Here is a 16,376-nt window from a genome sequence, read left to right as displayed (position 1 = left end):
CGATGCTTCAGGTGAGGCTAATTCATAGTACCCCGACAAGTAGGAAAGATATAAACCGAATGCCAAAAATTACTATCCATGACACGTTCAGCGAGACAGACCGTACTCGCTATTTTATTCAGCCTCATCATGATTACCTCACTGATGGGGCCATTCGTCGGGGGAGCGCTTGCCGCAACAGGCGGCGCCACGCAAACAGGAACGCCGGCCGCAGTTCAGCCGGGGGATCCAGTGGTTACGCACGACGTTGAAACGGTAAACATCACCGATGAATTAGCTGTTTGGGAACGAGCCCCGCTTCGGCCTGCGGTTGTTGATCGGAGTAACGCGGCTACACTCATTGATAGCCCAACGGTAAATTTGGACACCCCGAGAGCATTCATTGAAATTGGAACCGCACAAGAGGGGGTGTTCAACCAAGATACACAAATTTCTTTCAAATTATCTTCGCAAAACTTGGCAGACACGTACAAATTCGATGGACAAGAATTTAAGGTCCTTGTTACTCGGATCGATGCGGAGCGAGATACGACAGAGGTGTTCCTTGACGCTCAAAATGTCACGGTTGAAGAAGTCGAGCGAGCGCTTGAAGACGTCGATGGGTACGACGACTTTAATCAGACTGTCCAAGATCAAAACGAGGTGCGGTTCGGGACAGTTCGTGACTTCTTCGATGGGACTGAGAAGTTCGAGCAGTTTGCCGACTCGTTTGAAGCGAACCAGACGCTGACGACAGAGCGGTTTGAGCAAGCACTTACTTCTGAAGAGTTCTTGAATCTCACCGAATTCAGTACTACATCTGGAGGCGTGATTGATAATGGGAAGGCAGAAGCGACCATTAACCTCGACGAGGCAGGGACGTACCTTTTAATCGGTCATGTCGGTGGCGAGGTGTATGAAGCAGGCGATGATCGGCCGTTCTTCAACGGAACGACCGCCCTCTCAGTTGATGCTGTCACTGCTCAAGAAGCGGCATCGACAATTGATGTCGCCACGACAAATGGTGAGGTTGAAGCAGGTACCAATGTCTCCGTAGATGCGACGGCTAACCTTGCTGCGGACGGCGATGTTTCACACGCTGTCGTCGTGATGGACGAGAGTACGTTTAGTCAAAGCTCCAGTCGGATCATCATCGACGATGAGTTCTCGCGTGACCTACGGACTGGCAATGTTACAGTCAACTCGTCAATCGCCGAGATTCAGGGTGTTGCGAACGTCGCGCCAAATGTCAGAATCTCTGGTACGGAGATTGCGGCTGGCCGCTTCTCAGGCACCGTGAGTACTGAGGAGCAAGCGAGCAGCTTCTTTGATATTCGGAATGCGATTGTCGATGGATTCAACGTTCGCGACCAGGCTGGTGACGCAGCCACGTTCAACGCTGTTGGTGATACAACGCTTAATGCCTCGATGACCGCCATTGGCAACGCCACTGGGGAGGAGACGATCGAGGTTGAGACGCTTGATGCGTGGGAGACTGGTGAGTATACTGTGCTCCATATTGCCGCTGATCAAGAAGACGGCAACATCAGCACGAGCCGGACCACCATCGACATCGTCGATAGTATCGATACGAGTCCCGGCTCCGGTCCGGGTCCGGGTCCGGGTCCCGGCCCCGGCGATGATGATGACGACGATGATCCCAGTGATCCCGACGACGAACCTGCTGATGACGAGCCACCAGAGGTCGTCGAACCAGCGCCGGAGGATCTCACGATTGTTGAGCGTGAGGGTGGCGCGTCAGTCACGGTCCAAAACATCCGCGCGAATACGCCGACCCGGTTCGGTGTCGGCCGGAACGTGTCCCGGAACGGGGCCTCAGTCCGGAACTTCACGGTGAATCTCGCACAGGATCGCGACACCTTCTCCGTGAACGTCTCGACGAGCGACGATCCGCCGGAAACGGCACCGCCGGTTGAGACTGGCACCCCCTTCACGTACGTCGACGTGGACGCAGGGAACCTCACCGATGAGGACTACAACAGTGTTGAGTGGGACTTCACGGTTGACCTCGAGCGGCTTGAGGAAAACGACGTGGCTCCGGAAAACGTCCAACTCCAGCGGTACAACGAGACACGGGGTGCGTGGGAACGCTTCGAGACGACGCACCGCGGCAATGGCGAGTTCGTGGCTGAGGTGCCTGGCTTCTCCACGTTCGCAATCACGGCAGTTGAGCCCGCTTCCCTTTCGGTCACCGAGGCTAGCCTCAGCGCAACCGAAGTTACGGTCGATGAGGCGTTCGATGTCGTAGCGACGGTCGAAAATACCGGTGATGAGACCGGAGAAACCGAGTTGGAAGTGCTCGTTGACGGAGACGTCGTTGAGACGCGAACGGTGACCATTGATGGTGGTGAAACCACGGAGGAAACATTTGAGGTGAGCGTCGCCGAAACAGGTGACTTCGAAGTCACCGTCAACGCGGTCAGCGCCGGTGATGTCTCTGTGGTGAGTGCCGATACAGATGGCACCGACGGTACTGACGGTACCGATGGTACTGGTGGGGATGACGGCGATGACGGCGGGAACATCGGCATCGCTCTCGTTGCCCTCCTGTTTGGCCTTCTGATTGCCGGCGGGTTCATCTACTACTTCGTCAATGAGCAAGAGTAGTCGCTAACACACGACTCTTTCACCCGCCCTCCACATGGCAACTCAGCACAGCTCAGCCCCGGTCGTCTGCTCGGACGTGACCCGTCGGTACGACGGCAGCACAGGCCGGTTCGGGACGAGCGGGACCACCGTGACGGCGCTCGACAACGTCTCGTGTGAAATCACACACGGGTCGGTCGTCGGGGTTGCGGGACCGAGTGGCAGCGGCAAATCCACACTGCTTCACCTGCTCGCAGGCCTTGATACGCCAACGGCCGGTGATATTCAGATCTACGGAACCTCAATCCAAACCCTCTCGTCGCGTGAACGAACCGCATTTCGCCGGTCGCATATTGGGATGGTATTCCAACGCTTTCACCTCTTGCCCGCGCTCACCGCTGTTGAAAACGTCGCGCTGCCGCTTGTTCAGGCCGGTGACAGCCGTCGCAAACGGCGTGACCGCGCCACGGAGTTGCTTGACGCGGTCGGCCTCGACGGGCGTCACAAACACCGCCCCGGCTCGTTAAGCGGCGGCGAACAACAGCGCGTCGCGATCGCCCGGGCACTCGCTGCGGATCCAGCGGTCGTGATTGCTGATGAACCGACCGGCGAACTCGATCGCGAGACCGGCAAACAGGTGCTTGATGTGTTGACTGATATTGCTACGGACCGGGCCGTCGTCATCGCGTCACACGATGAGTATACCCTCTCCCGAACAGACCGCGTGATCAAACTGCGTGATGGACGCCGAGAGACGTGAGTAGCCGGCTACGTCAATTGGCAGGGGTCTGTGGCCTCGGTGTGCGACGCGTTGTTGGGCGCCTCCGAACAGGCGCGCGCGGCCGCACACTCGTCTCAATCACCGGTGTTGCCCTTGCGGTCGCCTTGTTGGTCGTTGTCACGAGTCTGTCAGCGGGGCTCGCTGGTGGCGCAACCGTCCAGAGTGAGGATATCGACTACTGGATCGTCCCTGACGAGTCGGGCGCAGGGAGCGTCCCACTCAACGCAGAGGGAGCCCAACTGAGCGAGGTCCATCGCATTACGGCCCAGTTACGCGCGGATTCACGGATTGACTACGTCACTCCCGTTGCGATCACCCCGATTCAGCTTCGGCACCCAGCAACCGACGAGCAGACGTATGTCCTCGCGCTGGGCGTGATCCCCGAATCCGGGCGACATGTTGCCGGACTCAATACGACTCCATTAGCGGACTCATACGTCCATTATGACAGCGGGTCATACGCTGGGCCGTGGACAGGACAGATGGTCATCTCCCCTGCTGTTGCCACTGAACTCAACGTGACACAACAGGATGAACTCACACTCGGTGGGAGCACCCGAACTGGGACCGTCTCCCACGTGACAGACACGAATCTCGACGCTGGCGTGGGTGAGGTGCCAGCGGTTGTGATGCCGCTTGCTGAACTTCAAACACTCACGGGCCAGACCAGCAGTGATACCGCTGACCAGATTCTGGTGAGTACGACTGACCCCAGCGTTCACTCACTGCTTACTGATATTTATCCGGGGACGAGCGTGGTTTCACGTGTCGGGCTGACTGGCGCAGAAACATCGGCCACGAGCTTACCGCTCGCGATGGCGCTGGCTGCCACTGTTGTTGCTGGGGGGATTGGGGTCGCGTTCGTCGCGACAATGATGGGCTTAGAGCTAACTGCGAGCCGTCAAGAGATCGCTATCCTCGGCGCTGTCGGCTTCTCGGCACGGGCTCGGGTCCTGGTTGTCATTACGGAGACGGTTACTGTTGCCGTGCTTGGCGGGCTGCTTGGTGTTGCTCTCGGGAGTGTCGGAGTTGTTGGTCTGAACGTCGCTATCGCGGAGTTTGTCGGTGTTACGACGCTGGCGACACTCACACCCGGTATCATCCTGTATGCGCTGGCCGCAGCCGTCGCGGTCGGCGTGCTTGCTGTTCCGTACCCGTTGTACCTCACAACACAGACAGACGTGTTGGCAGCACTCACCCGCTCATGAACACACGACTCAGACAGATTTTCGGGCAGATATGGATTGCCTTTCGACAGCTACGCTGGGATAAAACCCGAACTGTCCTTGCTGTCATCGGTATTGCGCTTGCCGTCTTATCTGTGACCCTGCTTGCTGGTGTTGGGACGGGCGTCACCGAAACTGGAAATGAGTTATTCAACGAAGCAGACCGTGATCTGTGGGTTACCGGCGGTCCAATCAATCTCGCGCCCGGCTCTGTTGGCGGCTTCCAAAATCCAGTTCCAAACGCACACACAGTCGCTACACAGATCGAACAACACGAGGATGTCCAAACAGCAGTCCCACTGGCATTCCAAGTTGTCTACGTCAGCACTGACGGTGAAGAGTTCGAGACGATTGTTGGCAGCGGAACACCAGGAGCAGGTGGTTCCGTCCGCATAACAGCCGGCGAGGGATTTACTGGTCCAAATACACACTACGCTGATGGCAATTACAGCGGGAATTTCACTCATCAAGCGCTGGTTTCGCCTGAGTTTGCCGCGCAACACAACGTGACTGTCGGAGATTCCATCCACGTCGGTGGGACCATTGCGAGTGCCCGCGCTCACGAGTTCGAAATTGTGGGGGTCTCGCCCACTTTTTCGAATTTCTTGGGGACATCCACTGTTACCCTGCGGCTGAGCGAACTCCAGACGCTTACTGGTAATGCGTATGATGATAGCGCAACCCTGATTACCATCAGCACTGTCGACGGTGCCGACCGCGAGGCCGTTCGGAAAGACCTTGCCACCGCATATCCCGAGTATACATTCCGCACGAATCAAGAGCAGTTCGTCGAAGTACTCCAACAGCAGGCGGTTGTACTCGCTGCCGGTACGAGCCTTGTGGTGTTAGGTGTAGTTGCTGGTGGGATGCTCGCATTGAATCTGCTCTTATCGTTAGTGTACATCCAGCGCAAACCGTTTGCTGTGCTCCGTGCCACTGGGGCAACTCGGCGTGGTATTGCTGGTATTGCGATCGTCCAAGCAGTCAGTATTGCCTTCGGAGGATATCTTCTGGGCATCGCTTTTACCCCGCCGCTTGCGGCTGCCCTTGACCAGCTTGCGTTTACTGTGACCGGATTCGAGGGACTCGTCCAGGTGCCAGGGTATGCCTACGTTGCTGGTGGAATTGTTGCTGGTGGATTCGCACTGCTTGGAGGAATCTTGGGAGTGTGGCGTGTTACTCGTGTGACGTCCGCTCGCGGCTTGATTAATTAATTGGCTCGCATCTTCATGCGTCTCGCGTCGGCCCCACAGAACTGTGGCTGTGTTCACGGTAGCGAGGTGAAAGCCCACTAGCTTCGGCCTGAACTCCTGAAGCCATACACTTCCTGTTGAATCTCAGGTCTGAGCTGAATACGGCGCTACACCTCCACTTTCAAACGACGGTGAGTCTGTATTTCGACAGCGAGGCCGATGTGACTGTGTGGACATCCCCGTATTCTACCGTGACTTCGAAATGGACAGGGACGTAATCGTACTGGAGCAAGGCAGTTTCGCCTCACAGACGACCAGCATCAGCCGTGAGCACACAGGGTACGGTAATTCTCCGCCGCACCATGTCAAGTGAACACCTTAATTAACACACGTGATGAGGTATACTCACACAAAATGTTTAAGCGGGCGAGACAGTGGCTTCGCAACATCTATATTGGCGAGATTAAGCAGTCACTTGCTCTGACACCAGATCACGTTGCTGTGATCCAGGACGGAAACCGGCGGTACGCCCGTGAACGAGGTCTTGATCCGTCAGATGGGCATGCTCACGGTGCGGAGACCACTGAAGACATGCTACATTGGTGTTCCGAGTTCGATATTACTGAAGTCACATTGTACACCTTCTCAACAGAGAATTTTGCACGACCAGATGAGGAACTCACTGACCTCTTTGATCTCATTGAGGACCGATTGTATTCGTTTGCGGATGCTGACCTGGTTCATGATAACGAGGTCTCGATACACGGATTAGGTGAAATCCAACGGCTTCCCGACCGCGTGGTCGATGCGGTTGCGTACGCTGAAGACCGAACCCAACAGTACGACACACTCAAACTGAACATCGCTTTAGCATACGGCGGTCGAAATGAACTGTTGCGGACAGCACAGCGGCTCACACGACAAGTTGCGGATAGTGAATTGAAACCGGAGGAAATCACGGCAGAGATGATCGGCGAGCAATTGTATCAGCAGCCCGTTCAGGATGTCGACTTAGTTATCCGAACTGGCGGAGACGAACGCACCTCAAATTTCCTCCCGTGGCATGCGAGCGGCAATGAGGCCGCCGTTTACTTTTGTACACCGTATTGGCCAGAATTCAGTAAAGTCGAATTTGCCCGGGCCATTCGTACGTATGAAGCCCGTGAGCAGTCGTGGCAGGAGACTCAACTCCGTCGTGCGCTCTCGCTCGTTCGTGCGGTTAGCCAAACGGAGGTCCGGCGCCGAACACACCTGATCCAACGGCTTCGTGATCAGCTTTCAGCAAAGACGGCGGCACGGTTTGTGGACATCGTTCGCACCGACACGAGGAACCCGACTGAAGATACAGAAACACACCAGGATCGGTCTGTACCGAACGACTGACGGATGTTGACGCTTGTTAATTTCGGGATTACGTCTCTCTCATAGCTGAAGCCGTTGACTCTCGTCTTGCCACTGATATGGTGGGCCTAATTTCGATCCTTAGCACAATACCGTCTGTAAGAGCTCTGTGACCCGACCTCATTAGAGGTGAGTCTCCCACGAGTGAATAGTTCTCAGTCAGTCTTCTGTATTGGGTCCTTCTGGATTTCGCCCGACGTTTGGACTGTTTAGAGAATATCGGTTACATCGTGATCTGTGTGACGCCACCCACTGAGTAATCGATACAGCAGTGGCCAAGCGATCAGCATGACCGCAACAACACTACCGATACTGAATAGGAGCGACACTATTTGTCCTGGAGAGAGGATGCGTAGCTGGTCGCGAAGAAGAATAAACACAGACATCTGAGCCACAACCAGGGTCCACAGAAGGAGTCCAAGCAATTTGGCGTTGCTCTCGTAGGTCTGCGTCGATGATGGGACTCTCTGTTCATCGCGGACCCGTGGTTTCCGCATACTGATATATTGTTATCATGTGTTAAATATCGAACCATTTTGTTTAGATGTTATTGTATAAAATTGTGTATGTGTCTACTGACTTATTTTCCGAAACTGCCAGGCGAGATCCCTCTCAGCGGAGCAACTCGTTGCGCGGCCACACTCGACTCCGTGTTGGCTACTCCATCTTTCTCGTTCGGGGCTTCCCGATTCACATTCTTGTGGGTGCGATTCCCGTGTGGTCCTCCGTTCTGGCCGCCACCAGTGGTAGGTTCGTGACTGCCACGTTGCGAGCGAAAGCCACCTCTTCAGGGCTGAGAGGATATCAACCGACAGGTGGTCCGTCGAACCACATATACGTGAGACGGTCTTATCACTAACCCAGCGTCGCTACCCCGCACGCGCCACAATGAATCTCCGATCGCTGGCCGGATCCGGTGTGACGGCCCTCCTCGTCGTCCTCGTGGTCGCCATGCTCGTCGGCCAACAGCTTGGCCAGCCGATCGTGCTCGGGTTCGTACTGACCGGCAGTATGAACGCTGAGCCAGCGAACATGGCGCCCGGCGATGGATTCATCGCCGTGCCACCAGCGCTCGCCGGTGATATCGGCGAAGACGATGTCGTGACGTTTGAGGCGCAGGAGCTTCAGGGAGGCGGCTTGACGACACACCGGATTGTTGATGAGACTGAACAAGGATATATCACGCGCGGTGACGCCAATCCGTTCACCGATCAGGATGGCCCCGAACCACCGGTTCAGGATTCACAGATTAAAGCGGTCGCCCTTCAGGTGGGCGGCGATGTCGTTGTCATTCCGCGAATTGGTGTGGCCGTGTTGGCAATCCAAGGCGCTTTCTCGGCGGCTTCTTCGGCTCTCTCCGGTGTTCCTGGACTGGGTGGGCTAGCCGAGGGCGACGTGGGCTCGTCGATGGTGCTCGTCGGGCTGTTGCTCTTGGGGTACAGCCTCGCCGCCGAGGCCGTCGGCGGAAGAAACCGTCGGCAGGGCCGCGAAGATCGTTCGCACGAACGGCGTAGCGAGACGAGCGCCGTAGTCGTGCTGATCGCGATCCTCCTTCTCATCGCTATACCGGCAACAGCGAGCATGGTGATTCCCTCAGGGACGAACGACATTACGATCGTGAGCTCACAGACACCAAGTTCTGACCCGACTGTTATCGAGCAGGGGGGCTCCGTCGAGTACACGTACAACTTCACCAACGATGGACCTATCCCCCGAATCGCGGTCGTGGACGCGGCAAGCACAGGCGTCGATGTCGCACAGAACTCTCTCGTGGCCGAGCGGGGGAAGACAGCCACGACTACGGTCACGCTCCACGCCCCAGCAGAAACCGGCGCATACGTCAGGTCCGTCTCTGAGTGGCAGTATGTCCAGTTCCTTCCGGCGTCGGTCATCCTTTCGCTTCACTCGGTTCATCCATTTGTCGCCGTCGTCGCGATCAACGCGGTTATCATCGCCATGGTTACCGCAGTGTATGTGTCTGCCGTTGGACTCTCGCCGTTTCGGTTCCGCGACCGAAAGCGTGACTTATCGCTTTCTGATCGCATCCGGCGGATACTTCGACGGTGGCGGTGAACGGTCCGTAGTCCACAACAATCACATGCCAATTGCCAGCCGCAGGTTCCAGCCGGTGAGCAGCAGTCCGATCCCGGTTGCGACGACCGGCGGCCAGTAGTACGAGAACCGTTCGCGTTGTCGCGCGCCTTGGACGCTGATAGAGATCAACACGAACAACACGAGTAGCTTCAACAGGAGGAATCCGGGGAGTCCGCCGGCGCTCAACAGCCCGCTGACGATGGGGTTCCCCTCGATGGCTCCTGGAACGGCAAGGGTGGCGTACAGCGTTGAAACGACGTCGCCCACGCCGTAGGTGAGTGCGGCGAGCAACCAGAGTGCGTAGAACTCACGGGGACGAGTCCGGTACAACGCTCGACCGACAGCGGGGTCCGCCGATTCGATGTCCGCGACCCGTGACGCGACGCGCGGTTCGTCCTCGCCGTTCCCCCGTCTCGCAGTTGAATCGTCGATCTCAGCGAGCAGTGTGTCGATCTGCCGACGGCGGCCGGTGATCTCACCCGTCAGCTCTTGATAGTGCTCGTCGTCTGCTAACTCTGTCTCGTCTTTCCGTCGCTCCACCCGTCGCCGCCGCGCCACGAGCGAAAGGTACGTTTCGATCGCGTCCGACACGGCGCCGCGGTCGACGAGGCGTATGACCGTCTCGCGGAGCTCGTCGCGGTCGAGCGGTCGCGGTACGTACTCGTCGATGTCGAGACGGAGGACATCGTCGCCGACGCTCACGCCGGAGAGGAGCCCGATCTGACAGTCTTGCCGGCGCGCGCGGATCCGGCCGAGCAGCTCCGCTGCCGGCGGGTCGGGGAGGTCGCCGTCGAGGAGGATCACGTCGACCTCCTCGAGCGCGTCGAGCGCGCGCTCGCCGGCGGCCAGCCGGACGTCGTAGTCGTCCAGCCAGTCGGCGTACTCCTCGGCCTGCTCGCGGTCGTCCTCGATTATCAAAACCGTCGCGTCGGCCTCGCGGACCATCCGATTCGTATCCCGGTTTGCGGCGTCGGCGTCATAAGCCCGAGGGAATCGGCGGACCACGGAACGACGACCCCTCTACGCGTTCCCGAGCGACTCGAACCCAGTCCGCGGGAGGGAAAACGCTCCTCCCGTCGTGAACACCCTGAGGGACAGCTCGCCGTTCTGCGACGGATCGCGGTCGAACGTCTCGATTGTGTACGCGGCGGTCGAGTCGGATGGGATCACGTAGCCAGCGTGTTCGATGTCCTCACCGACCGCGAGGTCGTCGTCCGTACTGCTCTCGTCCACCGTTGGCTCGCCGGCCGCGGCCGGCTCAATCTCGAATCCATCGAATACCCCGGGCGACGGACTGTTCCCTGGAGTGTCGATATCCACTGCGAACCCTACGACAGTCGTCGCCCCGCCCGTGTTCTCGATGGTGAACGTCAGGCTTCTCGACGGCGTGTCCGACGGGTCCCGGTTCGGTCCCTCGACGTACCCGAAGGTAGGGGGTCCGGGTTCGGGATCGCCTTCCCCGCTTTCGTTGCCATCGCCAGTCTCGCTCTCGCCGCCCGTGTCAGCGACGATCGTCAGCGTGATCTCCGGGTCGCCGGTGATCTCCGTGACGTCGCCGGTCAGGTCGACCTCGACCCCGAACGGGACTGCCTCCCCCGGCGAGAGCTCGTTGTTTCCGGCGTCACCCGCGTCGCTTATCGCGAGGAGATTCGCCTCGTTGACCGCGTCGATGGTCGCATCGCCGGAGACGATCCGGAGGGCGTCCTCGACGTCGCCTGGGGACTGATCGCCGCCGGTGACATCGAACTCGAAGCGGAGCAAGGTGACGGGTTGCGTCCCGTTGTTCCTGACTTTCACGAGCTCTCGAAACGCCGTGGTCGCCCTAGCGATCAGGTCGAAGTCGATCGTTCCACTCGTTTGGCTAACGTGTTCGTCGTCGATGATTTCGAACGCGAGGAGGGCTTTGGAGTCGGGGGCGGTCTCCAGCGAGACCGACCGCTCGGCCTCGATCGTGTCAAACGCGCCCGTGCCGAGGACCGCGCCGCCGCCGGCGAGGAGCGTTCCAAGCGTGATAACCGTTGTGCGTCTGGTTGGCATTAGGAGTCAGTCCAACTGGATCCCTGCGCCCACCGAGGTCCGGAAGGACCAACGCCACTCAGTTGTCGGTCGCCTCGGCGCTGATCGTGAGATTGAATGTCGCTCCGTCTGTGAGATCCGAGATGTCGCCGTTGAGCAGGTCGATTTCGGCCCCGAAGTTGACGGCCTCTCCGCTGTCAAGGCTCGTGTCGTAGTAGTCGTCAGAGAGGATGTTCGTGTCTCCCGTCGCCGCAATCGTCTCACCGTTGGCGACGATGCCGAACGCCTCTTCGTGATCTGTGTTGGCCTCATCGGATCCCGCACCGGTCACGTCGATCGTGAAGGTGATCGAGTCGACCGTCTGTGTTCCGTTGTTTGTAATGCTGACCAGTTCGTCGAACGTCGTCACGGCGTTTTGATTAAGTCCGTTCCCGTCCGCGTCGCCGAGCGTGAGCTGAATCGTGTCGCCCGAGTCGTCGACGTACGGGCCGTCGTCGTCAACGGGTGTGAGCGCCAGCAGCGCGTTTGCGTCGCCGGTCGTTTCGACCGAAACCGTCCGCTGTGCCGTCACTGTATCGAACGCACCGGTACCAAGGACTGCGCCGCCGCCCGCAACTAAACTACCTAATCCGATCAGGACGCTGCGTCTGCTTGCCATGTCTTCTATATGTGGCTTTACCCACTTTGTATTGAGTTGCTTGAACCACCGGAGTACCGGTCCGAACTGCGGTATCGGTGCCCTTGAACCGCGTATCGCGGGGGCTGAACAAGTGGAACATTTCCGGGCTCCCGCGGTCACTGCGGAAAGCCCCTCAATACAAAGCGGTCGAGCGACGAAGTGTCGTCCGAGCAGCAACCTCCGCTCCGAACCACGATGCCCACGCGACGACAGACCACGCTCGGCCTCGCCTCGATGGCGCTCGGTAGTGCCGTCGTCAGCTCTGCATCGTTCCTCTCCGGCACGACCGCGGCCGCGGATCTGCGGGTGGTCGTCTCCTCGGAGCTCTCCTTAAGCCCTGGCCGCGCGGGCGAGGAGTACGTCAGGACTGACGACGACAGCGAGGTCGAGGCAGTCGTGATCGAACAGCTGAACCAGCGAGCGATCTCCCGATTTGAGGAACTCATTGAGGTGACGAACAACGGCGATGTGCCGTACGACCGACTCGCCTTCTCGTTTTCGCCATCCGGTGACAATCCGAACCAGTCGAGCGAAGCGGTCGCGGAGACGCTTCGGGCCGTCTCCGCCGACGAGCCGACGGAGACGGACGCGCAAGGACGGACGACCCTCCTCGCTGACTCTGACCAGACTTTCGACGCCGGCGACACGGTGTCCTTTGGGATGGTCGTGAACCTGATCCCCGACGAAGCACCCGGCGACCTTGTAGAACTTCCCGAGGAGTCGAGCGTCACGCTGGAGATTTCTGCGGTCGAGGAGTAGTGACCGATCGCTGAGAGGATCGGACCGGATTCGTCGGTGGATGCGTGATACCTCAACTCATGTTCGATGGTCGATGAGAGCTATCAGGCCTCTGTATATCGAATTGAGGACTCTTTTTCAGCTATCAAGCCCTGCTTGAACCGTATCTGGAAGTTGCGTTCCGGTTCAGGCCAGCCCTTCAAACGTTTCAGGTGAATTAATACTAAGTGGACACCCCTACAGTAAACGAGTAGGTGGAAGCCACATGGTTAAGCGACGCAGCATGGTCGTCGGACTCGGAGCGTTGGCAACAGGGAGTGGTGCGGTCTTCTCGTCGGCAGCACTACAAAGTACGAGCGCGAGCACCGCTGCGTTCCAAGTGTATACCGTTCAAGAGTTGAACGTCACCCGCGGTAGCACCGAGTACGATCAAGGGGATACCGGAATCAGCATCTCGGACGCCAGTGACCTCCCGCAGGCGCACGTCACGGGTGACACGCAAAGTGATAGTCTAAATGTCAACGTGGCAACGCGTAACAGCGCCTCTAACCAGTCGTTGACTCATCTGCTTGACGTCGAAAACAACGGTACGGAGCCCGTCAGTGTGGGGTTCGGATTTAGCACGTTCGGCACCATCGTCGTCGACGGTGATAACACAACCGCTGGAGACGGTCAAGTCACTGAAAAACAGGTTCAGGGAATGTACAGTTTTCAAGTAAACACAACTGACTCAAATGGTATCAGCAGCGATGACGGAACCGACATCTCCCCCGGGAGCTCAAGCCAAGCAGACGCCCCCCAAAATTACAAGCAGATCCCGGCCGGTGCGACGTTAGCAATCGATCTCGTCGTCGACGCACCAGATCCGGTTGTCAAGGCTATCAATCAGGCGGCAAATCCGAGCGGGAACCCGTTCGACGTGGAAAGTCGAGCCAAAACGACGCTCGTTCAGGAGATCGTCGTCGGAACGGAAACTGACCTAACGACGACCAACTAATAACCAGCAGGCTGCCCACGACATCGCTCTCAGTACTAAACCGTTCGAATTGATCGTCTCACTTGATGTGTTCCAACACAACGACAGAGGATCACGATCACGCACCAGTCGACGACAGTACCTTCTCGGAATCGCTGCGACAGCGAGCACTCTCGTTTCCGGCTGTCTCGGTGAGGATGACGAGGAACTACCCGGAACGGGCCCAGATGGTAATACACAGTCCCGTGAGATAGTTGTCACGTACGACGAGGCGGTAACCGCCCGTAACGACGCAGTAGCTGCGCGCGACGAGGGTATCTCGGCGTTCAATGAGGAGGCGTACACCGATGCGATCGACGCGATCGAGACCGCCCTCTCAAACTTTGTAAGTGCCGAGGACTGCTTCGCCGAGGCTGTCGACCTCGCGACGGAGATCGACGCGAACGAGGCGGTCGATCTCTGCGAAACGGCGGTTGACGAGACGGCACTTCAGGCGGACGCAACCGACGCCGCACTCTCAGCCGCACGAGCCGCCCACGACGGCGCCGACGCCGACATAATAAACGGTCACATCGAGCGATTCCGATCGCTCCGGGAGGACGCCGCAGCGATCGACATCGCTGACGCCGACGCGGTCGCGAGCGCGCTTGGACTCGCGTGAGTTCGCGCGGAGACCCGAATAATTATACTGAATCACGTCAGTTCCTTTGACAGTATGTGTGGGAGCATACGTCGGCTCCCGGAGGTTGGATGGGCGCGGGTCTCCAGACGACTTACGATCCCCGGGACTGACGCACGAGAGGTCCGGAGATGACGGCGGTATCTCAGACGAACGACTCGCTCGATTGGGCTCAGCTGACATCGAAGAGGGTGTACTGATGTCAATAACCGACCAGCGGGAGTACACACCCCCTGAAAAAGACGAGCTCTACGACCTATTGAGCAACCACCGCCGGCGATACGTGATCCACTTCTGTAAGCAAGCCGATGAGCCGCTCACTCTGTCGGACCTCGCGGAGATGGTGGCTGCGCGCGAGCAGGACAAGTCCGTCCCCGAACTCACCTCCGCAGAGCGCAAGCGGGTGTACACCTCACTCCAGCAGACCCATCTTGACCGGCTGGCCGACGCGGGAATGATCGACTACGACGGCGACGAAATCGAACTCACCGAGGAGGCCAAAACACTCGACGTTTACCTCGACGTCGTTCCCGAAGGCTCGATCCCGTGGGGTGTCTACTACCTGGGGCTCTCGCTGCTATCCGTTGTCGTCCTCGGCGGCGTTTGGTCCGGGTTCGTCCCGACAGAAACGGTCCCGGCGCTCGGGTGGACGGCGGCTATCATCGCGGTGTTCCTGGCGTCCTCTGTCGCACAGGTGATCCAGAACCGGCGGTATCGCCTTGGCGATATCGAGGATCCGCCGTGAGTGCTGTAGCCAGAAGGATCTTGCTTCTGGACGCCACTTAGCATTTGCCGTTTGTCGCCCGCGAAAGCACAGCAATACTATACGTCCACAGGACAAACTATTTGATAGATCGACACTAGCCGAATGTAGGTCCACTCTCCACCGACAGAGGGGTGAAACCTTCGCGCGGCTAGTGACGGTACGTCAATTGACGGGGGTCAACATGGGACGAAAACGCCGACGCAGTCGAGGAGACGATGGCGATCGCGTGAGCCGTCGGGCCGTCCTCGGCCTGTTGGTGGTTGGCGCGGGCGGCGCCGCCGGCGTCCAGGGTACCGGCGCGTTCTCGTCGATTGCCGGTGACCGGGAGTTCAGCGTCGCCACCGCCGCCGACGAGAACGCCCTGCTCGGGATCGAGCCGGCTGATCCCACCGGCGATTCGGGCGGGACGGTGCGACTGTTCACGCTCACGAACCGGTTCGACGAAACGCTCGTTCTCGACCGCGTCGGCGTGCGCTCGTCCGGGTCGCTCGGGATCGGTCGGAGCGATCTCGATATCGGCCAACGAACGCTCGGGCCGGGCGAGGCGACGGACATCGCCGCGGAGCTATCGTGTTCATCCGACACCACCGACGACGTGGAGATCGGAATCCGCGCGGCGACGAGCGACCGCGACGCATCGGTGGAGCTGGCCCGCTCCACCTCGGTCACGTGTGAAGCTGCGGCGTCGTGTCTCACCGGCCCAGAGATCGGACTCGAGTCGGAGACGGTGCCCTGTATCGACGTCGGCCTCCGAGGCGGTGGAGATGTCGCGATCGAGGCCGAGGGAAGCACGGTCGACGGCGATGCTACTGTCACGCTCGGCGGCGGTGGCGAGGTGTCTGTCGAGCTCGAAGGAAGTCGGATCCGCGGCGACCTCCGGATCGAAATCCGCGGCGGCGTCTCGGTCGACCTCTCCCTGGAGAACAGCCAGATTGACGGCGCGGTCCGCATCGAGACGCCGGGCGGTGCCGAAGTCGCCCTTTCGATGGAAGGCAGCGAGATCGGTGGTGGCGTCTCCATGACTCTCGGGGGCGGCGGCGAAGTCGCTCTTTCGATGGAAAACAGCGAGATCGGCGACGACACCGAGATCACCACAGGCGGCGGCAGCGAGGTCGGCGTTGAGATGGAAGGCAGCGCGATCCGCGGCGACCTCACCGTCGACGCTCGCGGCGGCAGCGAAGTTGAGGTCGAAACGGAGGACAGCGTGATCGAGGGCGATCGTCCCTGAGTCCAACCCGCTG

14 protein-coding genes are annotated in these 16,376 nt (G+C 59.0%); 11 read left to right on the top strand and 3 right to left on the bottom strand.

All coding sequences use genetic code 11. The annotated features are described in order from the left end of the window. Positions 1–78 precede the first annotated feature (78 nt). The 6 genes from HPS36_RS03755 (at position 79) to HPS36_RS03730 (ending at position 9,260) form a co-directional block, all read left to right on the top strand. Positions 79–2,607, top strand: a complete 2,529-nt coding sequence (locus HPS36_RS03755) for a PGF-pre-PGF domain-containing protein (protein WP_173228558.1) — start codon at positions 79–81, stop codon at positions 2,605–2,607. Positions 2,608–2,641: 34 nt separating this feature from the next. Further along, positions 2,642–3,346: an ABC transporter ATP-binding protein gene (locus HPS36_RS03750; RefSeq protein ID WP_137717621.1), complete on the top strand. Its 705-nt coding sequence runs from the start codon at positions 2,642–2,644 to the stop codon at positions 3,344–3,346. A gap of 503 nt (positions 3,347–3,849) precedes the next feature. Beyond that, positions 3,850–4,575 carry an FtsX-like permease family protein gene (locus HPS36_RS16850; protein WP_235681732.1) on the top strand — a complete coding sequence of 242 codons (726 nt, stop codon included), beginning with the start codon at positions 3,850–3,852 and terminating at the stop codon, positions 4,573–4,575. Further along, positions 4,572–5,807, top strand: a complete 1,236-nt coding sequence (locus tag HPS36_RS03740) for an ABC transporter permease (protein ID WP_137694967.1) — start codon at positions 4,572–4,574, stop codon at positions 5,805–5,807. Before HPS36_RS16850 ends, HPS36_RS03740 begins: the two co-directional genes overlap by 4 nt. 393 nt (positions 5,808–6,200) lie before the next feature. Further along, the gene (gene uppS, locus HPS36_RS03735) at positions 6,201–7,169 is read left to right on the top strand and encodes a polyprenyl diphosphate synthase (protein ID WP_173228557.1); all 969 of its coding nucleotides are present in this window, start codon (positions 6,201–6,203) and stop codon (positions 7,167–7,169) included. Between the two features lie 936 nt (positions 7,170–8,105). Continuing rightward, on the top strand, positions 8,106–9,260 hold the full coding sequence (locus HPS36_RS03730; RefSeq protein ID WP_173228556.1) for a S24/S26 family peptidase: 1,155 nt from the start codon (positions 8,106–8,108) through the stop codon (positions 9,258–9,260). Between the two features lie 21 nt (positions 9,261–9,281). On the opposite strand, the gene HPS36_RS03725 is transcribed toward HPS36_RS03730, so the two are convergent. The 3 genes from HPS36_RS03725 to HPS36_RS03715 form a co-directional block, all read right to left on the bottom strand. Next, complete coding sequence (locus HPS36_RS03725; RefSeq protein WP_173228555.1) at positions 9,282–10,226, bottom strand: HalX domain-containing protein; 945 nt, start codon at positions 10,224–10,226, stop codon at positions 9,282–9,284. Positions 10,227–10,301: 75 nt separating this feature from the next. Next, entirely contained in the window at positions 10,302–11,318 is a 1,017-nt protein-coding gene (locus HPS36_RS03720; protein WP_173228554.1) for a hypothetical protein, read from the bottom strand. 58 nt (positions 11,319–11,376) lie between these two features. Next, on the bottom strand, positions 11,377–12,096 hold the full coding sequence (locus HPS36_RS03715) for a hypothetical protein (RefSeq protein WP_173228553.1): 720 nt from the start codon (positions 12,094–12,096) through the stop codon (positions 11,377–11,379). Positions 12,097–12,135: 39 nt separating this feature from the next. Here HPS36_RS03715 and HPS36_RS03710 point away from each other — a divergent pair, with 39 nt between their 5' ends. From HPS36_RS03710 to HPS36_RS03690, 5 genes are all read left to right on the top strand, one after another. After that, positions 12,136–12,735 (top strand): hypothetical protein, encoded by a 600-nt coding sequence (locus HPS36_RS03710; protein ID WP_173228552.1) that lies wholly within the window; start codon positions 12,136–12,138, stop codon positions 12,733–12,735. A 244-nt stretch (positions 12,736–12,979) separates the two neighbouring features. Beyond that, complete coding sequence (locus HPS36_RS03705) at positions 12,980–13,711, top strand: hypothetical protein (RefSeq protein ID WP_173228551.1); 732 nt, start codon at positions 12,980–12,982, stop codon at positions 13,709–13,711. 67 nt (positions 13,712–13,778) lie between these two features. Beyond that, the gene (locus HPS36_RS03700) at positions 13,779–14,351 is read left to right on the top strand and encodes a hypothetical protein (protein ID WP_173228550.1); all 573 of its coding nucleotides are present in this window, start codon (positions 13,779–13,781) and stop codon (positions 14,349–14,351) included. Between the two features lie 217 nt (positions 14,352–14,568). Continuing rightward, the gene (locus HPS36_RS03695; protein ID WP_173228549.1) at positions 14,569–15,114 is read left to right on the top strand and encodes a DUF7344 domain-containing protein; all 546 of its coding nucleotides are present in this window, start codon (positions 14,569–14,571) and stop codon (positions 15,112–15,114) included. Between the two features lie 247 nt (positions 15,115–15,361). Then, positions 15,362–16,363 (top strand): hypothetical protein, encoded by a 1,002-nt coding sequence (locus tag HPS36_RS03690; RefSeq protein ID WP_173228548.1) that lies wholly within the window; start codon positions 15,362–15,364, stop codon positions 16,361–16,363. Positions 16,364–16,376: the final 13 nt, after the last annotated feature.

Source organism: Halorubrum salinarum, assembly GCF_013267195.1.
Lineage (GTDB): Archaea > Halobacteriota > Halobacteria > Halobacteriales > Haloferacaceae > Halorubrum > Halorubrum salinarum.
This window is presented reverse-complemented; position numbering and strand designations above follow the sequence as displayed.